At 43.2% G+C, this 14,933-nt stretch carries 17 protein-coding genes; all 17 read left to right on the top strand.

Going from position 1 to position 14,933, the window contains the following annotated elements:
* The first annotated feature begins 5 nt into the window (after nucleotides 1-5).
* On the top strand, nucleotides 6-869 hold the full coding sequence (locus O3629_RS05040) for a MetQ/NlpA family ABC transporter substrate-binding protein (RefSeq protein WP_049492388.1): 864 nt from the start codon (nucleotides 6-8) through the stop codon (nucleotides 867-869).
* Nucleotides 870-941: 72 nt separating this feature from the next.
* Entirely contained in the window at nucleotides 942-2,315 is a 1,374-nt protein-coding gene (locus tag O3629_RS05035) for a M20/M25/M40 family metallo-hydrolase (RefSeq protein WP_070662631.1), read from the top strand.
* The gene (locus O3629_RS05030; RefSeq protein WP_070662629.1) at nucleotides 2,308-3,375 is read left to right on the top strand and encodes a methionine ABC transporter ATP-binding protein; all 1,068 of its coding nucleotides are present in this window, start codon (nucleotides 2,308-2,310) and stop codon (nucleotides 3,373-3,375) included. The genes O3629_RS05035 and O3629_RS05030 overlap by 8 nt, the downstream gene beginning before the upstream one ends.
* The gene (locus O3629_RS05025; RefSeq protein ID WP_003008487.1) at nucleotides 3,372-4,064 is read left to right on the top strand and encodes a methionine ABC transporter permease; all 693 of its coding nucleotides are present in this window, start codon (nucleotides 3,372-3,374) and stop codon (nucleotides 4,062-4,064) included. Before O3629_RS05030 ends, O3629_RS05025 begins: the two co-directional genes overlap by 4 nt.
* Nucleotides 4,065-4,076: 12 nt before the next feature.
* Nucleotides 4,077-4,673: an MptD family putative ECF transporter S component gene (locus tag O3629_RS05020; protein WP_371608806.1), complete on the top strand. Its 597-nt coding sequence runs from the start codon at nucleotides 4,077-4,079 to the stop codon at nucleotides 4,671-4,673.
* Entirely contained in the window at nucleotides 4,663-5,511 is an 849-nt protein-coding gene (locus O3629_RS05015; protein ID WP_070449864.1) for an S-adenosyl-l-methionine hydroxide adenosyltransferase family protein, read from the top strand. The genes O3629_RS05020 and O3629_RS05015 overlap by 11 nt, the downstream gene beginning before the upstream one ends.
* A gap of 14 nt (nucleotides 5,512-5,525) precedes the next feature.
* Nucleotides 5,526-6,077, top strand: a complete 552-nt coding sequence (locus tag O3629_RS05010; protein WP_371608805.1) for an ECF-type riboflavin transporter substrate-binding protein — start codon at nucleotides 5,526-5,528, stop codon at nucleotides 6,075-6,077.
* 295 nt (nucleotides 6,078-6,372) lie between these two features.
* Nucleotides 6,373-6,567: a helix-turn-helix transcriptional regulator gene (locus O3629_RS05005; protein ID WP_003005328.1), complete on the top strand. Its 195-nt coding sequence runs from the start codon at nucleotides 6,373-6,375 to the stop codon at nucleotides 6,565-6,567.
* 28 nt (nucleotides 6,568-6,595) lie between these two features.
* On the top strand, nucleotides 6,596-7,078 hold the full coding sequence (locus O3629_RS05000) for a DUF6773 family protein (protein ID WP_049492393.1): 483 nt from the start codon (nucleotides 6,596-6,598) through the stop codon (nucleotides 7,076-7,078).
* A gap of 10 nt (nucleotides 7,079-7,088) precedes the next feature.
* Nucleotides 7,089-7,580, top strand: a complete 492-nt coding sequence (locus tag O3629_RS04995) for a DUF6773 family protein (RefSeq protein WP_129823979.1) — start codon at nucleotides 7,089-7,091, stop codon at nucleotides 7,578-7,580.
* A gap of 151 nt (nucleotides 7,581-7,731) precedes the next feature.
* Nucleotides 7,732-8,715: a rhodanese-related sulfurtransferase gene (locus O3629_RS04990; RefSeq protein WP_023918940.1), complete on the top strand. Its 984-nt coding sequence runs from the start codon at nucleotides 7,732-7,734 to the stop codon at nucleotides 8,713-8,715.
* 99 nt (nucleotides 8,716-8,814) lie between these two features.
* On the top strand, nucleotides 8,815-9,720 hold the full coding sequence (locus O3629_RS04985) for a DUF4299 family protein (protein WP_371608804.1): 906 nt from the start codon (nucleotides 8,815-8,817) through the stop codon (nucleotides 9,718-9,720).
* A 156-nt stretch (nucleotides 9,721-9,876) separates the two neighbouring features.
* Nucleotides 9,877-10,650 carry a nucleoside phosphorylase gene (locus O3629_RS04980; protein WP_371608803.1) on the top strand — a complete coding sequence of 258 codons (774 nt, stop codon included), beginning with the start codon at nucleotides 9,877-9,879 and terminating at the stop codon, nucleotides 10,648-10,650.
* Nucleotides 10,651-12,354: an ABC transporter ATP-binding protein gene (locus O3629_RS04975; protein ID WP_061454977.1), complete on the top strand. Its 1,704-nt coding sequence runs from the start codon at nucleotides 10,651-10,653 to the stop codon at nucleotides 12,352-12,354.
* Nucleotides 12,326-13,156: an energy-coupling factor transporter transmembrane protein EcfT gene (locus tag O3629_RS04970; RefSeq protein ID WP_227197593.1), complete on the top strand. Its 831-nt coding sequence runs from the start codon at nucleotides 12,326-12,328 to the stop codon at nucleotides 13,154-13,156. The genes O3629_RS04975 and O3629_RS04970 overlap by 29 nt, the downstream gene beginning before the upstream one ends.
* Before the next feature lie 4 nt (nucleotides 13,157-13,160).
* On the top strand, nucleotides 13,161-13,913 hold the full coding sequence (locus tag O3629_RS04965; protein ID WP_049498507.1) for an SDR family oxidoreductase: 753 nt from the start codon (nucleotides 13,161-13,163) through the stop codon (nucleotides 13,911-13,913).
* Nucleotides 13,914-13,996: 83 nt separating this feature from the next.
* The gene (locus tag O3629_RS04960; protein WP_049498508.1) at nucleotides 13,997-14,899 is read left to right on the top strand and encodes a carbohydrate kinase family protein; all 903 of its coding nucleotides are present in this window, start codon (nucleotides 13,997-13,999) and stop codon (nucleotides 14,897-14,899) included.
* Nucleotides 14,900-14,933: the final 34 nt, after the last annotated feature.

The following is a 14,933-nucleotide window of genomic DNA, read 5'->3' as shown; positions in this document are numbered from 1 at the left end:
TCAAAATGAAATTGAAAAAAATTCTTGGTTTAACAGCTCTTGCAGCTATTGCAACATTTGCTCTTGCAGCATGTGGTTCTTCAAAATCATCTAGCAAAGATGGTGAAACAACTGTAAAAGTAGGTGTCATGACTTTGAGCGATACTGAAAAAGCTCGTTGGGATCAAGTTCAAAAGAACTTGGATGACGCTAAAACAGGAATCAAATTGGAATTCACTCAATTTACAGACTACTCACAACCAAACGTGGCTGTAAAAGATGGTAGCGTGGATATCAATGCTTTCCAACACTACAACTTCCTTGATAACTGGAACTCTAAAAACGACAATGCCCTTGTTGCAGTAGCAGATACGTACATCGCTCCAATCCGTCTTTACTCTGGTACAGAAAACGGTAAAAACAAATACACTTCAATTAAAGAAATTCCTAAAGGTGGAACAATCGCTGTACCAAATGACCCAACAAATGAAAGCCGTGCCTTGTATGTCTTGCAATCAGCAGGTTTGATTAAATTGGATACTAAGGATGGACAATTGGCAAACGTGTCAAACATCAAAGAAAATTCAAAAGATTTGAAGATTTCTGAATTGGATGCTTCACAAACACCATCTGCTCTTCCATCAGTAGATGCTGCAGTCATCAACAATACCTTCGTTCGTGAAGCAGGCGTTGATTTCAAAAAAGCTATCTATGTTGAAAAGAAAGACAACAACTCAAAACAATGGTACAACGTGATCGCTGCTAAGAAAGATTGGGAAAAATCTGATAAAGCAAAAGCAATCAAAGAAATCATCAAAGCCTATCACAAAGACAATGTGAAGAAAGTGATCGAAGAATCTTCAGAAGGAATGGACCAACCAGTCTTCTAAGATTTGATCTCAAGTGTATGAAGGAGGTGGAGAAGCAATTCTCTACCTCTTATCGTGTATTAGGAGGAATGCATGCCTTTTGCAACAGAAGCGGAACAAATCCGTAAATTTGAAAATGATGAGGTCGCACAACATTATTTTGAAGTGTTGCGAACCTTGATTTCAAAAAAATCCATCTTTGCCCAACAAGTTGGTCTCAAGGAAGTAGCCAACTATTTGGGAGAAATTTTTACAGCTGCAGGAGCCAAAGTCGAAGTGGATGATAGCTATACAGCACCTTTTGTGATTGCCAAATTTTTCTCGCCAAATCCTGAAGCCAAAACCATCATTTTTTATAACCACTATGATACGGTACCAGCTGATGGAGATCAACCTTGGACGGGAGATCCCTTCACCTTATCTGTTCATTATGGAACCATGTACGGTCGAGGGGTTGATGATGACAAGGGGCATATCACGGCTCGTCTCACAGCTCTTCGAAAATACATTCGTGAAAGTGGCGATTTGCCAGTCAATATCACCTTTATCATCGAAGGGGCAGAGGAGTCTGCATCGACTGACTTGGATAAATACTTGGCCAAACACAAGAAACACTTGCGTGGGGCAGACCTCCTAGTCTGGGAACAAGGCACACGAAATAATCAGGGTCAGTTGGAAATTTCCGGTGGTAGCAAGGGGATCGTCACCTTTGATATGGTGGTGAAGAGTGCAGAAGTGGATATTCATTCCAGCTATGGCGGTGTGGTAGACTCTGCTTCTTGGTATTTGTTAAATGCTATCGCCAGTCTTCGTGACAAAGAAGGCCGAATCTTGGTGGATGGGATTTATGATCAGATCCAAGAACCCAATGAACGCGAGCTAGCTTTGATCGAGCAATATGCCAACAAAGGACCAGAAGATGTAGCGGAAACCTATGGTCTAACCCTTCCAATCTTGAAGGAAGACCGAAAAGAATTCCTGCGCCGTTTCTATTTTGAACCAGCCCTGAATATTGAAGGTTTTGGCTCTGGTTACCAAGGACAAGGTGTTAAAACGATTCTTCCGGCAGAGGCGCGTGCCAAGATGGAGGTGCGCTTGGTTCCTGGACTGGATCCCAAGGATGTCTTAGAAAAGATCAAGCAGCAATTGAAGAAAAATGGCTATAATCAGGTCGAATTGGTCTATACTCTCGGTGAAATGAGTTACCGAAGTGATATGAGTGCCCCATCGATTTTAAATGTCATACGGCTGGCCAAAGATTTCTATAGAGAAGGAGTTTCTGTTCTTCCAACAACAGCGGGAACAGGGCCAATGCACACGGTCTTTGAGGCTTTGCAGGTGCCGATGGCAGCCTTTGGAATTGGCAATGCCAATAGCCGTGATCATGGGGGCGACGAAAATGTGAAAATCGCCGATTATTACACCCATATTGAATTGATAAAGGAGTTAATAGCAAGTTATGAGTAAAGCAATGATTCAGCTGGACCACATTGATGTGACCTTCCAGCAAAAGAAACGTCAGATCCAAGCCGTCAAAGATGTGACCATTCATATTAATGAAGGCGATATCTATGGGATTGTAGGGTATTCCGGAGCCGGGAAATCGACCTTGGTTCGGGTGATCAATCTCTTGCAAGTGCCTAGCGCCGGAACCATCACTGTGGATGGAGATGTGATTTATCAAGATCAGGTGACCCTAAAACCGGCTGCCCTTCGGGAGAAACGTCGGGATATCGGGATGATCTTCCAACACTTCAACTTGATGGCTCAAATGACTGTCGCAGAAAATGTAGCCTTTGCTCTTAAACATTCTAAATTGAACAAAGAACAAAAGAATGAGAAAGTGGCGAAATTGTTGGAATTGGTTGGTCTAGCTGACCGTGCAGAGAATTACCCAGCACAATTGTCTGGTGGGCAAAAGCAGCGGGTAGCGATTGCGCGTGCCCTTGCCAACGATCCAAAAATTTTGATCTCAGATGAGTCAACTTCAGCCTTGGATCCAAAGACGACCAAACAAATTCTAGCTTTGTTGCAAGAGTTAAACAAAAAACTTGGCTTAACCATTGTCTTGATCACCCATGAGATGCAAATTGTCAAAGATATTGCCAACCGGGTAGCTGTCATGCAAAATGGCGAACTGATTGAAGAAGGGTCTGTGTTAGATATCTTCTCGAATCCGAAAAATGCTTTGACGCAAGACTTTATCACGGTTGCAACAGGAATCGATGAAGCCATGGTGAAAATCAATCAACAAGCGATTGTGAAGAACTTGCCTGATGATTCGATTTTAGCGCATCTTAAGTATGCAGGTTCTGTGACAGATACAGCCATCATCAATGATATTTACAAGCAGTACCAAGTATCTGCCAACATTTTATTTGGGAACATCGAGATCCTTGATCACACTCCTGTCGGAGAATTGGTGGTCATCTTATCAGGTGAGACTCAAAATCTGGAAACGGCCAAAGCTGAGTTAGAAAATGCAGGAGTTTCCGTGACTATTGTGAAAGATGGGAGAAAAGCATGATCCAGTTAATTCAAACATATTTACCAAATGTCTATAAATTAGGGTGGTCTGGCCAGTATGGATGGGGAACCGCTATTTACTTGACTCTTTACATGACCGTTATTTCCTTCATTATTGGTGGATTTTTAGGTTTGGTGACAGGACTTTTGTTAGTCTTGACCCGTCCAGGTGGTGTCATCGAAAATAGAATCGTTTTCCAAATTTTGGATAAGATTACTTCCTTGTTCCGCGCCATTCCTTTCATTATCTTGTTGGCCTTTATTAATCCCTTGACCTACTTACTCTTGAAAAATACCATCGGTCCTACAGCAGCCCTTGTTCCGCTATCCTTGGCTGTCTTTCCATTCTTTGCCCGCCAAGTCCAAGTGGTCTTGTCCGAGTTGGATGGAGGCGTGATTGAAGCAGCGCAAGCCAGTGGGGCAACCTTCTGGGATATTGTCGGAGTCTACCTGCGTGAAGGGCTTCCTGATTTGATCCGTGTGACAACAGTGACCATCATTTCCTTGATCGGAGAAACCGCCATGGCGGGTGCCGTTGGTGCTGGAGGATTAGGAACCTTGGCCATCAACTACGGGAAAAACATGTTTAACAATGATGTCATCTTTGTGGCGACCTTATTGATCCTGATTCTGATCGTTCTGGTCCAATTTATCGGGGACTTCCTTTCGAAGAAAATTAGCCACCGTTAGGATCAGTATCCAATGAATAGAATAAACGTGAATCAAATAAAACAAGTTGGAGCCTTCACTTTCCTCTATTTTCTTGCGATTGGACTGGGGGTCTTAGTTGGAAATCTGGTCGATCATCAAGGAAATATGTTTTATGCTCCTGCCTTTTCAGCACTGTTTGGCGGGACCATCTACCGCTATTATCTAGAAAAAATAAAAGGAGTTGGATCTATCTTTATAGTTGGCTGCGTGATCGGATCCTTCTTCCTCTTTTCGCGTCATGGTGCAGGTGCCTTTATTCCAGCCTTGATCGCCGGAAGTTTTGCGGAGATGGTCGCCTCAAGTGGTCGTTTTCGCTCGAATTTACGAAATGCCTTGTCTTTTGTTATTTTTGCCTTTGCGACAACAGGGCCCATTCTTATGATGTGGTTCTATCCAGCCAGTTACCGCATGTCGTTACTGGATCGTGGTAAATCGATAGACTATGTCAATCGGGTGATGGTATCACCAGATCTAGCGACCATCACTTGGTTTGTCCTCACAGTTATACTGGGTGCTGGATTAGGGTGGGGACTATCGAACATCCTTCTTCCATTATTGGTCAAAAAAGGAGATAAAGATGCACAATAATTTACTAGTTCTTCAGTCAGACTTTGGTTTGGTGGATGGAGCAGTATCCGCTATGATTGGGGTTGCTTTAGAAGAATCACCAACTCTTAAAATTCACCACTTAACTCATGATATTACCCCCTACAATATCTTTGAAGGGAGTTATCGTCTCTTTCAGACAGTAGATTACTGGCCAGAAGGGACAACCTTTGTTTCCGTGGTCGATCCTGGTGTCGGTTCCAAACGAAAGAGTGTGGTAGCTAAAACGGCGAAAAATCAATACATTGTCACTCCGGATAATGGCACTCTCTCTTTTATCAAGAAACATGTAGGGATTGTTGCTATCCGTGAGATTTCAGAGGTGAAGAACCGCAGGGCCAATACAGAGTTTTCTTATACCTTCCATGGGCGTGATGTATACGCCTATACTGGGGCTAAGTTGGCCAGTGGCCATATTAGTTTTGAAGACGTCGGACCAGAACTCAGTGTCGAACATATTGTGGAAATCCCAGTGGTTGAGACAGTTCTTGAGGACAATCTTGTTAAAGGTGCGGTTGACATTTTAGATGTGCGCTTTGGTTCTCTTTGGACTTCCATTACTCGGGAAGAGTTCAATCATTTGTCACCTGAATTTGGGGAACGTTTTGAAGTAACCATCTATAACAATGACATGCTGGTTTACCAAAACCAAGTAACCTACGGTAAGTCTTTCGCCGATGTGCGAATTGGACAGCCAATCCTTTATATCAATTCCCTTTATCGTGTTGGTCTTGCCATCAACCAGGGATCCTTTGCCAAGGCCTATAATGTAGGAGTTGGGGCTTCTTGGCATATCGAGATTAGAAAAATGGAAAATTAATAGGAGATATCAGAATGAAACAGAAATCATTATTTTCAATTAAAGATGTTGTGGCTATTGGGGTTGGAGCAGCCCTCTTTGTCGTGATTGCTATGTTGCAAATCCCTGCACCTGCACCGAATACGAGCATTCAGTTGCAATATGCCCTTCAAGCTCTCTTTAGTGTAGTTTTTGGTCCGATTGTCGGTTTCTTAATCGGCTTGATTGGTCATGCCATTAAGGATGCTATGTCAGGTGGTCTTTGGTGGACTTGGATCATTTCAAGTGGTTTGTTTGGACTTTTTGTTGGTTTCTTCCGCAAACAAATCGGTGAATTCAAAGGGGAAGTGACAAAGAAAGAATTAATTATCTTTAACATCGTTCAAATCGTATCCAACCTTGTGATCTGGGGCTTGATTGCTCCGGTTGGAGATGTCTTGATCTACAAGGAAAGTGCCAATAAAGTCTTCCTACAAGGTGTTGTTGCGGGTTCTTTTAATGCATTAACAGTGGCTGTTGCAGGTTCTCTTCTCTTGATCGCTTATGCACGGACTCAAACAAAAGATGGAAGTTTGACCAAAGATTAAATGTACAGAAGATAAGAGAGTGGGACAGAAATCGGTAATTCGTTAGAATTCGATTTCGTTGTCCCACCTCCGCACAGTTGAGTAGGGCTGTAAAAGCTGATGAAATCAGCGTAGTAGAGCCCATTCAACCACTGCGTCTTGCTCGACAATCCAAAGACAATTGAGAGGCCAGGACTTTTGTCCCAGCCTCTTTTTTTGTTTTGTAAAAAATATTTTTTACAAAATGCAAGATATATATTGCAAAATAGAAGATATAGTGTATAATAGAGCTATAAAAATAAGAAAGGAAAAGCCTGTGGCGAAAAATCTCAAATTAAAAATGGCCCGGGTCGAGCATGATATGACCCAGGGGGATCTTGCAGATGCCATTGGAGTGACGCGCCAGACCATCGGTCTGATTGAGGCGGGAAAGTATAACCCAACCCTCAGTCTCTGCCTTGCCATCTGTAAGACCTTGGATAAGACGCTGGATCAACTGTTCTGGGAGTAACAGTTTTAATAATAGAAAGAGGAAGAATATGAAACAAAAGAAAGAACCAATTGTAAAAGATGAACGGACTATGCTACTTGATGGAAAAATCGCAGGAGAACTTGTCCTTGGCATGACCTGCTTTATTGCCCTATCTGCCTTTGTGAAGTCCAGTATCCTGGACTTAGACCTAGTCGCTTATCTCCCTGAGATGTTCCTTCTGATTGCCATGGGGGCTTATGCTCTGCTAAGAAGGATCAGTTCAGGGATTGATATCCGAGATGTGTTAGAAAAAGATAGCTGGTTGAGTCGCCTTGGGTCAGGTCTAGTCTTTGCTGTGCTGATGATAGCCATGGATGTGATTGGAAAGCGAGAGGCAACGAGCTTTATCTTGAGTCCCAAGTATCTGATCAAAATTTTATTAGAAATCATCGTTTTTGCCATCCTGACAGATTTGCTTGAAAAACCACTTGCTCTTATCAATCGGAAAAAACAAGAGAAGATCGAGGCAGAGTTAGAGGATGAAGAATAAGGAGAAAGCAATGAGATTACAATTGCTGAACAAACAAATCATAGATGAACGAGAAGAAGGCTTAGCTAATAAGGCTGGTGCTGAGACGGCTGGTTTTCTTTTCCTTGCCTTAACTGTTTTTAGTGTGGGATCCATTTTTACATCTAAGGTGGGGCTCAGTCCAATCATGGTGGTAGCCTTACTCATCGTCTCAGGATTGTATTACTCTGTTCGTTGTCAACGATTGGGTGTGAGATTTATCAGTTATAGCTATCTAAATGTGACGGGAATTGTAGCAGTAACCTCTATTCTCTCCTTGTTCATCTGGGCTCAAAATTTTCAATTAAACCAAGCTGTTTATCAGTCAAATCCTTTTCATTCAAAATTCTTACTAGTACTTCCTATTACCTTTTTACTGAATCTTCCAATTGTATGGGGAGTGAATACCCTTGTGATGCTTCTTGCAAAAGTTGAGAAAAAACGCTATGAAGCCTATCTGGATCAGATGGAAAAGGAAGAGTAGGAAAGTTGGAACCTTGGTGTCGTCGTGTAAAAGTCTGGAAACCCAGGCTTTTATTTTTCAGTCAAATAAATTGCATTCGTTTTCTTGGGAGAGTATACTGGTATAGTTGAATGAAAAATTCTGATAATTTAATCTTAGAAAAGAGAATGACATGGCAAAACCTATTCGTGTATTACTTTATTATAAATATGTTCCCATCGAAAACGCAGAACAATTTGCGGCTGATCACTTGGCCTTCTGTAAATCAATCGGCCTTAAAGGTCGTATCCTAGTCGCTGATGAAGGGATTAACGGAACCGTATCTGGTGACTACGAAACAACGCAAAAATACATGGACTACGTTCACAGCCTTCCAGGTATGGAAGACCTCTGGTTCAAGATTGATGAGGAAGAAGAGCAAGCTTTCAAGAAGATGTTTGTCCGTTATAAGAAAGAGATTGTCCACCTTGGTTTAGAGGATGATAATTTCGATAATGACATCAATCCTCTTGAAACAACAGGTGCTTACTTGTCACCAAAAGAGTTTAAAGAAGCTCTTCTCGACGAAGATACCGTTGTCCTTGATACTCGGAATGACTACGAGTACGATCTTGGTCACTTCCGTGGGGCTATTCGTCCTGACATCCGTAACTTCCGTGAATTGCCACAATGGGTTCGTGATAACAAGGAAAAATTCATGGACAAGCGTGTTGTCGTCTACTGTACTGGTGGAGTCCGCTGTGAGAAATTCTCAGGCTGGATGGTGCGTGAAGGCTACAAAGATGTCGGTCAATTGCATGGCGGAATCGCCACTTACGGGAAAGACCCAGAAGTTCAAGGCGAACTGTGGGATGGGAAAATGTACGTCTTTGACGAGCGGATTGCAGTCGACGTCAACCATGTCGATCCAAGCGTTGTCGGAAAAGACTGGTTTGATGGAACACCATGCGAACGCTATGTCAACTGTGGAAATCCTTTCTGTAACCGTCGGATCTTGACCTCAGAAGAAAACGAAGACAAGTACCTCCGTGGCTGCTCACATGAGTGCCGGGTTCACCCTCGCAATCGCTATGTAGAAGAACACAACTTGTCACAAGCAGAGGTTGCTGAGCGTTTGGCCCTTATCGGTGAGACACTTGATGGGGCACCTGCATAATGGAAACAAACAGTCTGAAAGCTCAGGCTGTTTTTATATGGAAATTGATTGAAAATTGTGCTATACTTTAGGTAAGCGATTTCACAAAGGAGAAAACAAATGAGTATCGTGTTTTCAATCAAAAATAAAAAGAGCTTATTTGGCTATCAGAAAGTACTCGCAGCACAGGAAGTTCTTAAATTGGTAGAAGGGTTGACAACCTACAACTATGATCCTGCTACCCTTCATCGTCCCTTAAATGATTTTGAAGGCTTGAACTGTATCGTATTTGGTAAGAGCGGTCTTCCTCTGCAGTTACGCTATTTTGATGAGGAAGAGTCTTATCAGATTCAGGTGCCCTCTTTTGCGATAGAAGAAGATTGGCAGTTGGCCCTTCGATGGCTTAGTCGCCTAGGAGAAGTATTAGGAACGGAGATTGTGGCCAGCGACGGCGTGAGCTATACTCCAGATTCTATTTTCCATTTTGATTATGAAGTCGTTATCCTAGAAACGCTGGGGAATTTGACCAAGGAAAAAGATCTAAAAGAGTTTGAAGTACAAGGCTTCGCTCATCCAGTCTATTTGGATCGGGATACAGTGCAGGAAGTCTTGAACCATGTCCATCCACTAGAGGCCTACTCTGCCTTTATCAAGAAGATTCAATATAGTGCAGCTTATTTCAGTCAAGTCCGTTTTTATCAACAGGAGGAGACAGGAGCCTTCTTAGCCAGCTATAGCTTGACAGAAGATACGGATACGGTCTTGCCAAGCGTGCCACATGTTCCTGCAGAATATGTAGAAATTGTGGGCTTAGCGGGTATCATTGATTGGCGAGTTCTATTGGTTGCGATCGATGGAGATCCGGATAAGCCAGAAAATTACCATCCAATTGGCTCTCTTGCTCTGAAGAATCTACTGGAAGCACTAGAGCCAGATGAATTCCAGCTGCTAGATGCTAGTCAAATTGAAATTAAAAAATTGTCCAAAGAACGATTGCTAGAATTAGCGCAATTGGAGAACAAGTAAAAAATATCGCAGTGAACTGTACTTCCAAAGTTAGATCAGAAAAATCTAACTTTGGGAACGGTTCTTTTTTATACTCCTTCCTTTGATCAAAAACCAATGACTAGGCGAATTATGGTATAATAGGGGCCTAGAAGTAGAATGAAAGAGGTGCACGAAATGCTGTTAGAAGAATTTGATGCCAATCGACAGGCGATTATCAATCCACAAGACTTACACCAACCAATTGAAGGATTTCCCAAAGTAGTCATCTCTTGCTTTTCAAGAGTAACTTTTGCGCGCCTCCTTGAGAATTATGACCATGAGGTCATTGCAAGAACCTCCATGGCCAACTTTGAAGCCCTGGTCTATGGGATCACTATTGAAGACCAACAAATTGCTGCCTTTAATGCACCCGTTGGGGCTGCTTCCTGTGTGGGGATTATAGAGGATTTGATTCAATTTGGGATGGAAAAACTGGTGCTCTTTGGGACCTGTGGGGTTTTAGACCGTGATATCGAAGCGACTTCCATCATCATTCCAACGGCTGCTCTTCGCGACGAGGGGACTAGCTACCACTATCTGCCGGCTAGTGATGAAGTGGAAGTAAACAAGAAAACCCTCCCTCTCTTCCAAGCCTTTCTGGATAGTCACAAGGTTTCTTATCAGTCAGGAAAAGTGTGGACGACAGATGCACCCTACCGGGAAACCATCGACAAGATGAAGCGACGAAAGGAAGCAGGAGCCATCTGTGTGGATATGGAATGTTCGGCAGTGGCAGCCCTAGCAGTTTATAGAGGCTTTGAGCTCTGCCATTTCTTCTATGCAGCTGACCACCTCTCGGAAGAAAAATGGGATATCCGAACCTTATCTAGTCATGAAGATTTAGATAGCAAGGATCGCATCGCGGAGTTAGCCATCCAATTTGCTCTCTTTTGGGAAAAGGCAAACTAAATGAAAGAAGCAATGATTGAACTGAAGGATTTTTCCTTCCAATACAAGGCACAGTCTGAACCAACCTTGAAAAATCTCAACTTAACCATTTATAAGGGGGAAAAGGTTCTGATTGTTGGGCCGTCTGGTTCTGGTAAGTCAACCATTGGCCAGTGCTTAAATGGGATTATCCCTAATATCTATAAGGGAACCAGTAGTGGGCAATTCCTCATTCAGGGGAATGAAGCCTTTGATCTCAGTATTTATGAGAAATCTCATTTGGTCAGTACGGTTTTGCAAGATACAGATGGCCAGTTTATCGGTTTGAGTGTCGCAGAAGACTTGGCTTTTGCCCTTGAAAATGACATGGTTGAGCTGGGAACGATGAAAGAGCGTGTGCAGAGTTGGGCAGAACGCTTGGATTTGATGAAGCTCTTGGATCATCGGCCACAAGATTTGTCCGGTGGGCAAAAACAGCGAGTGAGCTTAGCAGGTGTTCTGATTGACGAAAGTCCGATCCTCCTCTTTGATGAGCCACTGGCTAATCTAGATCCCAAGTCGGGTCAGGATATTATTGATCTGATCGATCAGATTCATGAAGAACAGGGGACGACCACCATTATTATCGAACACCGTTTAGAGGATGTACTCTACCGTCCTGTTGATCGGGTTATCTTGATCAATCAAGGACAAGTTCTCTTTAATGGTCGACCAGATGAGTTGTTGAGAACGACACTTCTGGCTGAAAATGGGATTCGAGAACCCCTCTATTTAACAGCTCTTCGCCAGCTTGGTCAGGATATCAATCAATTGGAGCATCTGGATCGTTTGGACGATATCCAACTGGATGATGTAAATTGTGTGATTCCAGAAGCGACCTTTACTAAAACTGGTGAAGCAGAAGAACTATTGAAGTTGGAGCAGATTTCCTTTGCTTATCAAGAAAATCATCCGATCTTAAAAAATATATCCCTCACGATTCCGAAAGGGCAGCGCTTAGCGATTGTCGGGAAGAATGGGGCAGGGAAATCAACTCTTGCGAAAGCCATCTGTGGATTCATTACCACAGAAGGACAATACACCTCTAGAGGCGAAGATATCAAGCAGGAGAGTGTCAAGGAACGGGCTGAGCGAGTAGGCTATGTCCTACAAAACCCCAATCAAATGATTTCGACCAATATGATTTTTGACGAAGTCGCTCTAGGTTTGCGCTTGCGGGGGATATCGGAAGAAGATATTAAGGAGCGTGTCTATCAAGCACTGAAAACTTGTGGTCTCTATGAGTTTCGTAAATGGCCGATTTCTGCCCTCTCATATGGGCAAAAGAAACGGGTGACCATCGCCTCTATACTAGTTTTAGGACCAGAAATTTTGGTCTTGGACGAGCCGACAGCAGGTCAGGACCAGCGCAATTACACTGACATCATGGAATTTCTAGATAGCTTGCAAGAAAAAGGCCATACCATTGTCATGATTACCCATGATATGCAACTGATGTTGGATTATTCTGATCGTGCACTTGTGGTATCAGACGGACAAATTCTAGCTGATCTCTCACCTGCAGAGCTGTTCACTCATCCGGATATTTTACAAGAGGCTAATCTCAAAGAGACTTCGATTTTTGCCTTAGCCAATCGATTAGGAATGGATCCCTTGGCGCTAACGCAGTTTTATATGCAACAGAAAGGAGTAGATCATGAAGCATCGATTAGTCGGCTACCATGAGGGGACGAGTTTTCTTCATCGCCTTTCAGGTGCGAGTAAGTTACTCTTTCTTCTTTTTGTATCTCTTGCCGCCATGTTGAGTTATGATACTCGGCTCCTTTTAGGAATTGGTCTGGGTGCTCTGGCCTTGTTCTCTACTGCCCGCATTCGTTTTCGGGATATTTCATTTGTACTTGCATTTGCTTTTGTTTTTGCACTGTTAAATGTTGTCATGGTCTATCTCTTTGCCCCTCAGTATGGTGTAGAGATCTATGGGGCAAAAACGGTACTGATGAAGGGGTGGGGTTCCTATAGTATCACCTCGCAGGAACTCTTTTATCTTTTTAATCTAGCTCTTAAGTATGTCTGTACCATACCTCTAGCCTTGATTTTTTTGATGACGACCCATCCTAGTCAGTTTGCTTCAAGCCTCAACCAAATTGGCGTATCATACAAGATTGCCTATTCTGTCAGCTTGACTCTGCGTTACATTCCTGACGTACAAGAAGAATATCAAACGATTAAATTGTCTCAGGAAGCCAGAGGGGTGGAGTTGTCCAAAAAGGCCAAGCTGATCAAGCGGATCAAAGGCAATTTGCAAATCATCTCTCCCTTAATCTTTAGCTCACTTGAGCGGATTGACAGCATTTCTACGGCTATGGAATTACGTCGCTTTGGTAAAAATAAAAAGCGGACCTGGTATTCTCATCAAGCCATGGAAATGAAAGATTATGGGATGATTCTATCAGCCTTAGCTGTTCTGGTCTTGAGTATTGTCCTGATCTTTGTCAATCAGGGACGTTTTTACAATCCATGGAGGTAATGACATGTCAGAAACGATTTTAGTAACAGGAGCTTCAGCTGGTTTTGGTCAAGCGATTTGCCGTCGCTTAGTAGCAGATGGATACCGTGTGATCGGATCAGCTAGACGCATTGAAAAATTACAGGCTCTCCAAGAAGAGCTGGGAGAAGCCTTTTATCCCCTGCAAATGGATGTGACGGATCTTTCTCAGGTAGATCATGCACTTGCCAGTTTGCCAAAAGCTTGGGAGAGAGTGGATGTTTTGGTTAATAATGCTGGCTTGGCTCTAGGCCTCGCCCCAGCTTATGAAGCAGAGGTCGCAGACTGGCTGACCATGATTCAGACCAATATTGTCGGCTTGACCTATCTGACAAGGAAAATCTTGCCTCAGATGGTGGAACGAAATGATGGCTATATTATTAATTTGGGCTCTACAGCAGGAACTGTGCCTTATCCAGGGGCCAATGTTTACGGGGCATCCAAGGCTTTTGTCAAGCAATTCTCCCTCAATCTTCGGGCGGATCTAGCTGGCAAGAAGATTCGTGTCAGCAATATTGAACCCGGTCTTTGCGAAGGGACAGAGTTCTCTTCTGTTCGCTTTAAAGGAGACGAAAAACGGGTAGAAGCCCTCTATCAAGATGCCCATGCCATTCAGCCTGAAGACATTGCTAACACCGTATCTTGGTTGATCCAACAGCCCAAGCATGTCAATGTCAATCGGATTGAAATCATGCCGGTTTCCCAAACCTTTGGCCCTCAACCCGTTTATCGTGATTAAAAAGAGAAGCAACCACTCCACAAGGGGTTGGTTGTTTTTTATCTTTCCTCTGGTATAATAGAAGGCAAAGTAAGGAGAAAAAGATGACAGCTGCGTTAATTATTGGTTCTACAGTTTGTGATGTGATGATTTACTTGGATCGTTTGCCAAGTCGTGAAGGAGATGCCCATATTGATCACCAGCAATGGTCTGTGGGAGGTTGTGCCTTTAATGTCGTTAATATCCTTCATTTTTTGTCGCAACCCTACCAGTTTGTTTCGCCAGTCGGTTCTGGGATGTATGGTGATTTTATTCGGAGAGAGCTGAAACAATTAGGGATTTCCTCTAGCATCTCATTAGAAGGGGCCAATGGTTGCTGTTACTGCTTTGTAGAGTCTGATGGTGAGCGGACCTTCTTATCGGACCACGGAGTGGAGTATAGCTTCCAAGCAGAGTGGCTAAAAGAGCTCGAGACAGATCGGTTTGATTACATCTACTTATGTGGCCTTGAAGTTGAGGAGCCAACCGGTCTTGCATTGGTCCAGTCTGTTTCGCAACTAGAAGGTCAGGTGATTTTTGCACCAGGTCCACGCGGACTCTTGATTCCAAAGGATCGACTGGAAGCAATTTATGATCTGCATCCAATTCTCCATGTTAATGAGGCTGAAGCACTGGCTTTTTCAGGGTGTAGAGATATCCAGCCAGCCATCGAACACTTGTATCAGAGAACAGGACAATTAGTCATTGTCACCTTGGGTGAAAAAGGAGCGGTTGCCTATGATGGCAACTGGTATGAGGCAGACGGTTTTCCAACAGAAGTCGTCGACACAGTAGGTGCTGGAGATAGCCATGTGGGAGCCTTTATATCCGCTCGTTTAGAAGGTTTAGATATGACGCAAGCCTTAAGATTTGCTAACAAAGTCTCTAGCCAGATTGTTGCAAGTAAGGGCGTTCATCTGACAAAAGAGCAGCAAGAAGCCCTGCGAACAGAATTGAAACAAAAATAAAAAAGAGAGTGGGACAGAAATCGGTAATTCGTTA

It is taken from the genome of Streptococcus sp. 27098_8_12 (assembly GCF_041432115.1).
In the GTDB taxonomy this organism is placed as follows: domain Bacteria; phylum Bacillota; class Bacilli; order Lactobacillales; family Streptococcaceae; genus Streptococcus; species Streptococcus parasanguinis_V.
The sequence above is the reverse complement of the archived record's forward strand: the minus strand, read 5'-3'. Positions and strand labels throughout refer to the sequence as shown.

Coding starts and splice junctions, on each gene's coding strand:
- O3629_RS04990 (WP_023918940.1), top strand. CDS start 7,732: ATGGCAAAACCTATTCGTGTATTACTTTATTATAAATATGTTCCCATC.
- O3629_RS04970 (WP_227197593.1), top strand. CDS start 12,326: ATGAAGCATCGATTAGTCGGCTACCATGAGGGGACGAGTTTTCTTCAT.
- O3629_RS05015 (WP_070449864.1), top strand. CDS start 4,663: ATGCACAATAATTTACTAGTTCTTCAGTCAGACTTTGGTTTGGTGGAT.
- O3629_RS05010 (WP_371608805.1), top strand. CDS start 5,526: ATGAAACAGAAATCATTATTTTCAATTAAAGATGTTGTGGCTATTGGG.
- O3629_RS04995 (WP_129823979.1), top strand. CDS start 7,089: ATGAGATTACAATTGCTGAACAAACAAATCATAGATGAACGAGAAGAA.
- O3629_RS05040 (WP_049492388.1), top strand. CDS start 6: ATGAAATTGAAAAAAATTCTTGGTTTAACAGCTCTTGCAGCTATTGCA.
- O3629_RS05020 (WP_371608806.1), top strand. CDS start 4,077: ATGAATAGAATAAACGTGAATCAAATAAAACAAGTTGGAGCCTTCACT.
- O3629_RS04980 (WP_371608803.1), top strand. CDS start 9,877: ATGCTGTTAGAAGAATTTGATGCCAATCGACAGGCGATTATCAATCCA.
- O3629_RS04960 (WP_049498508.1), top strand. CDS start 13,997: ATGACAGCTGCGTTAATTATTGGTTCTACAGTTTGTGATGTGATGATT.
- O3629_RS04975 (WP_061454977.1), top strand. CDS start 10,651: ATGAAAGAAGCAATGATTGAACTGAAGGATTTTTCCTTCCAATACAAG.
- O3629_RS05000 (WP_049492393.1), top strand. CDS start 6,596: ATGAAACAAAAGAAAGAACCAATTGTAAAAGATGAACGGACTATGCTA.
- O3629_RS05035 (WP_070662631.1), top strand. CDS start 942: ATGCCTTTTGCAACAGAAGCGGAACAAATCCGTAAATTTGAAAATGAT.
- O3629_RS05025 (WP_003008487.1), top strand. CDS start 3,372: ATGATCCAGTTAATTCAAACATATTTACCAAATGTCTATAAATTAGGG.
- O3629_RS05030 (WP_070662629.1), top strand. CDS start 2,308: ATGAGTAAAGCAATGATTCAGCTGGACCACATTGATGTGACCTTCCAG.
- O3629_RS04985 (WP_371608804.1), top strand. CDS start 8,815: ATGAGTATCGTGTTTTCAATCAAAAATAAAAAGAGCTTATTTGGCTAT.
- O3629_RS04965 (WP_049498507.1), top strand. CDS start 13,161: ATGTCAGAAACGATTTTAGTAACAGGAGCTTCAGCTGGTTTTGGTCAA.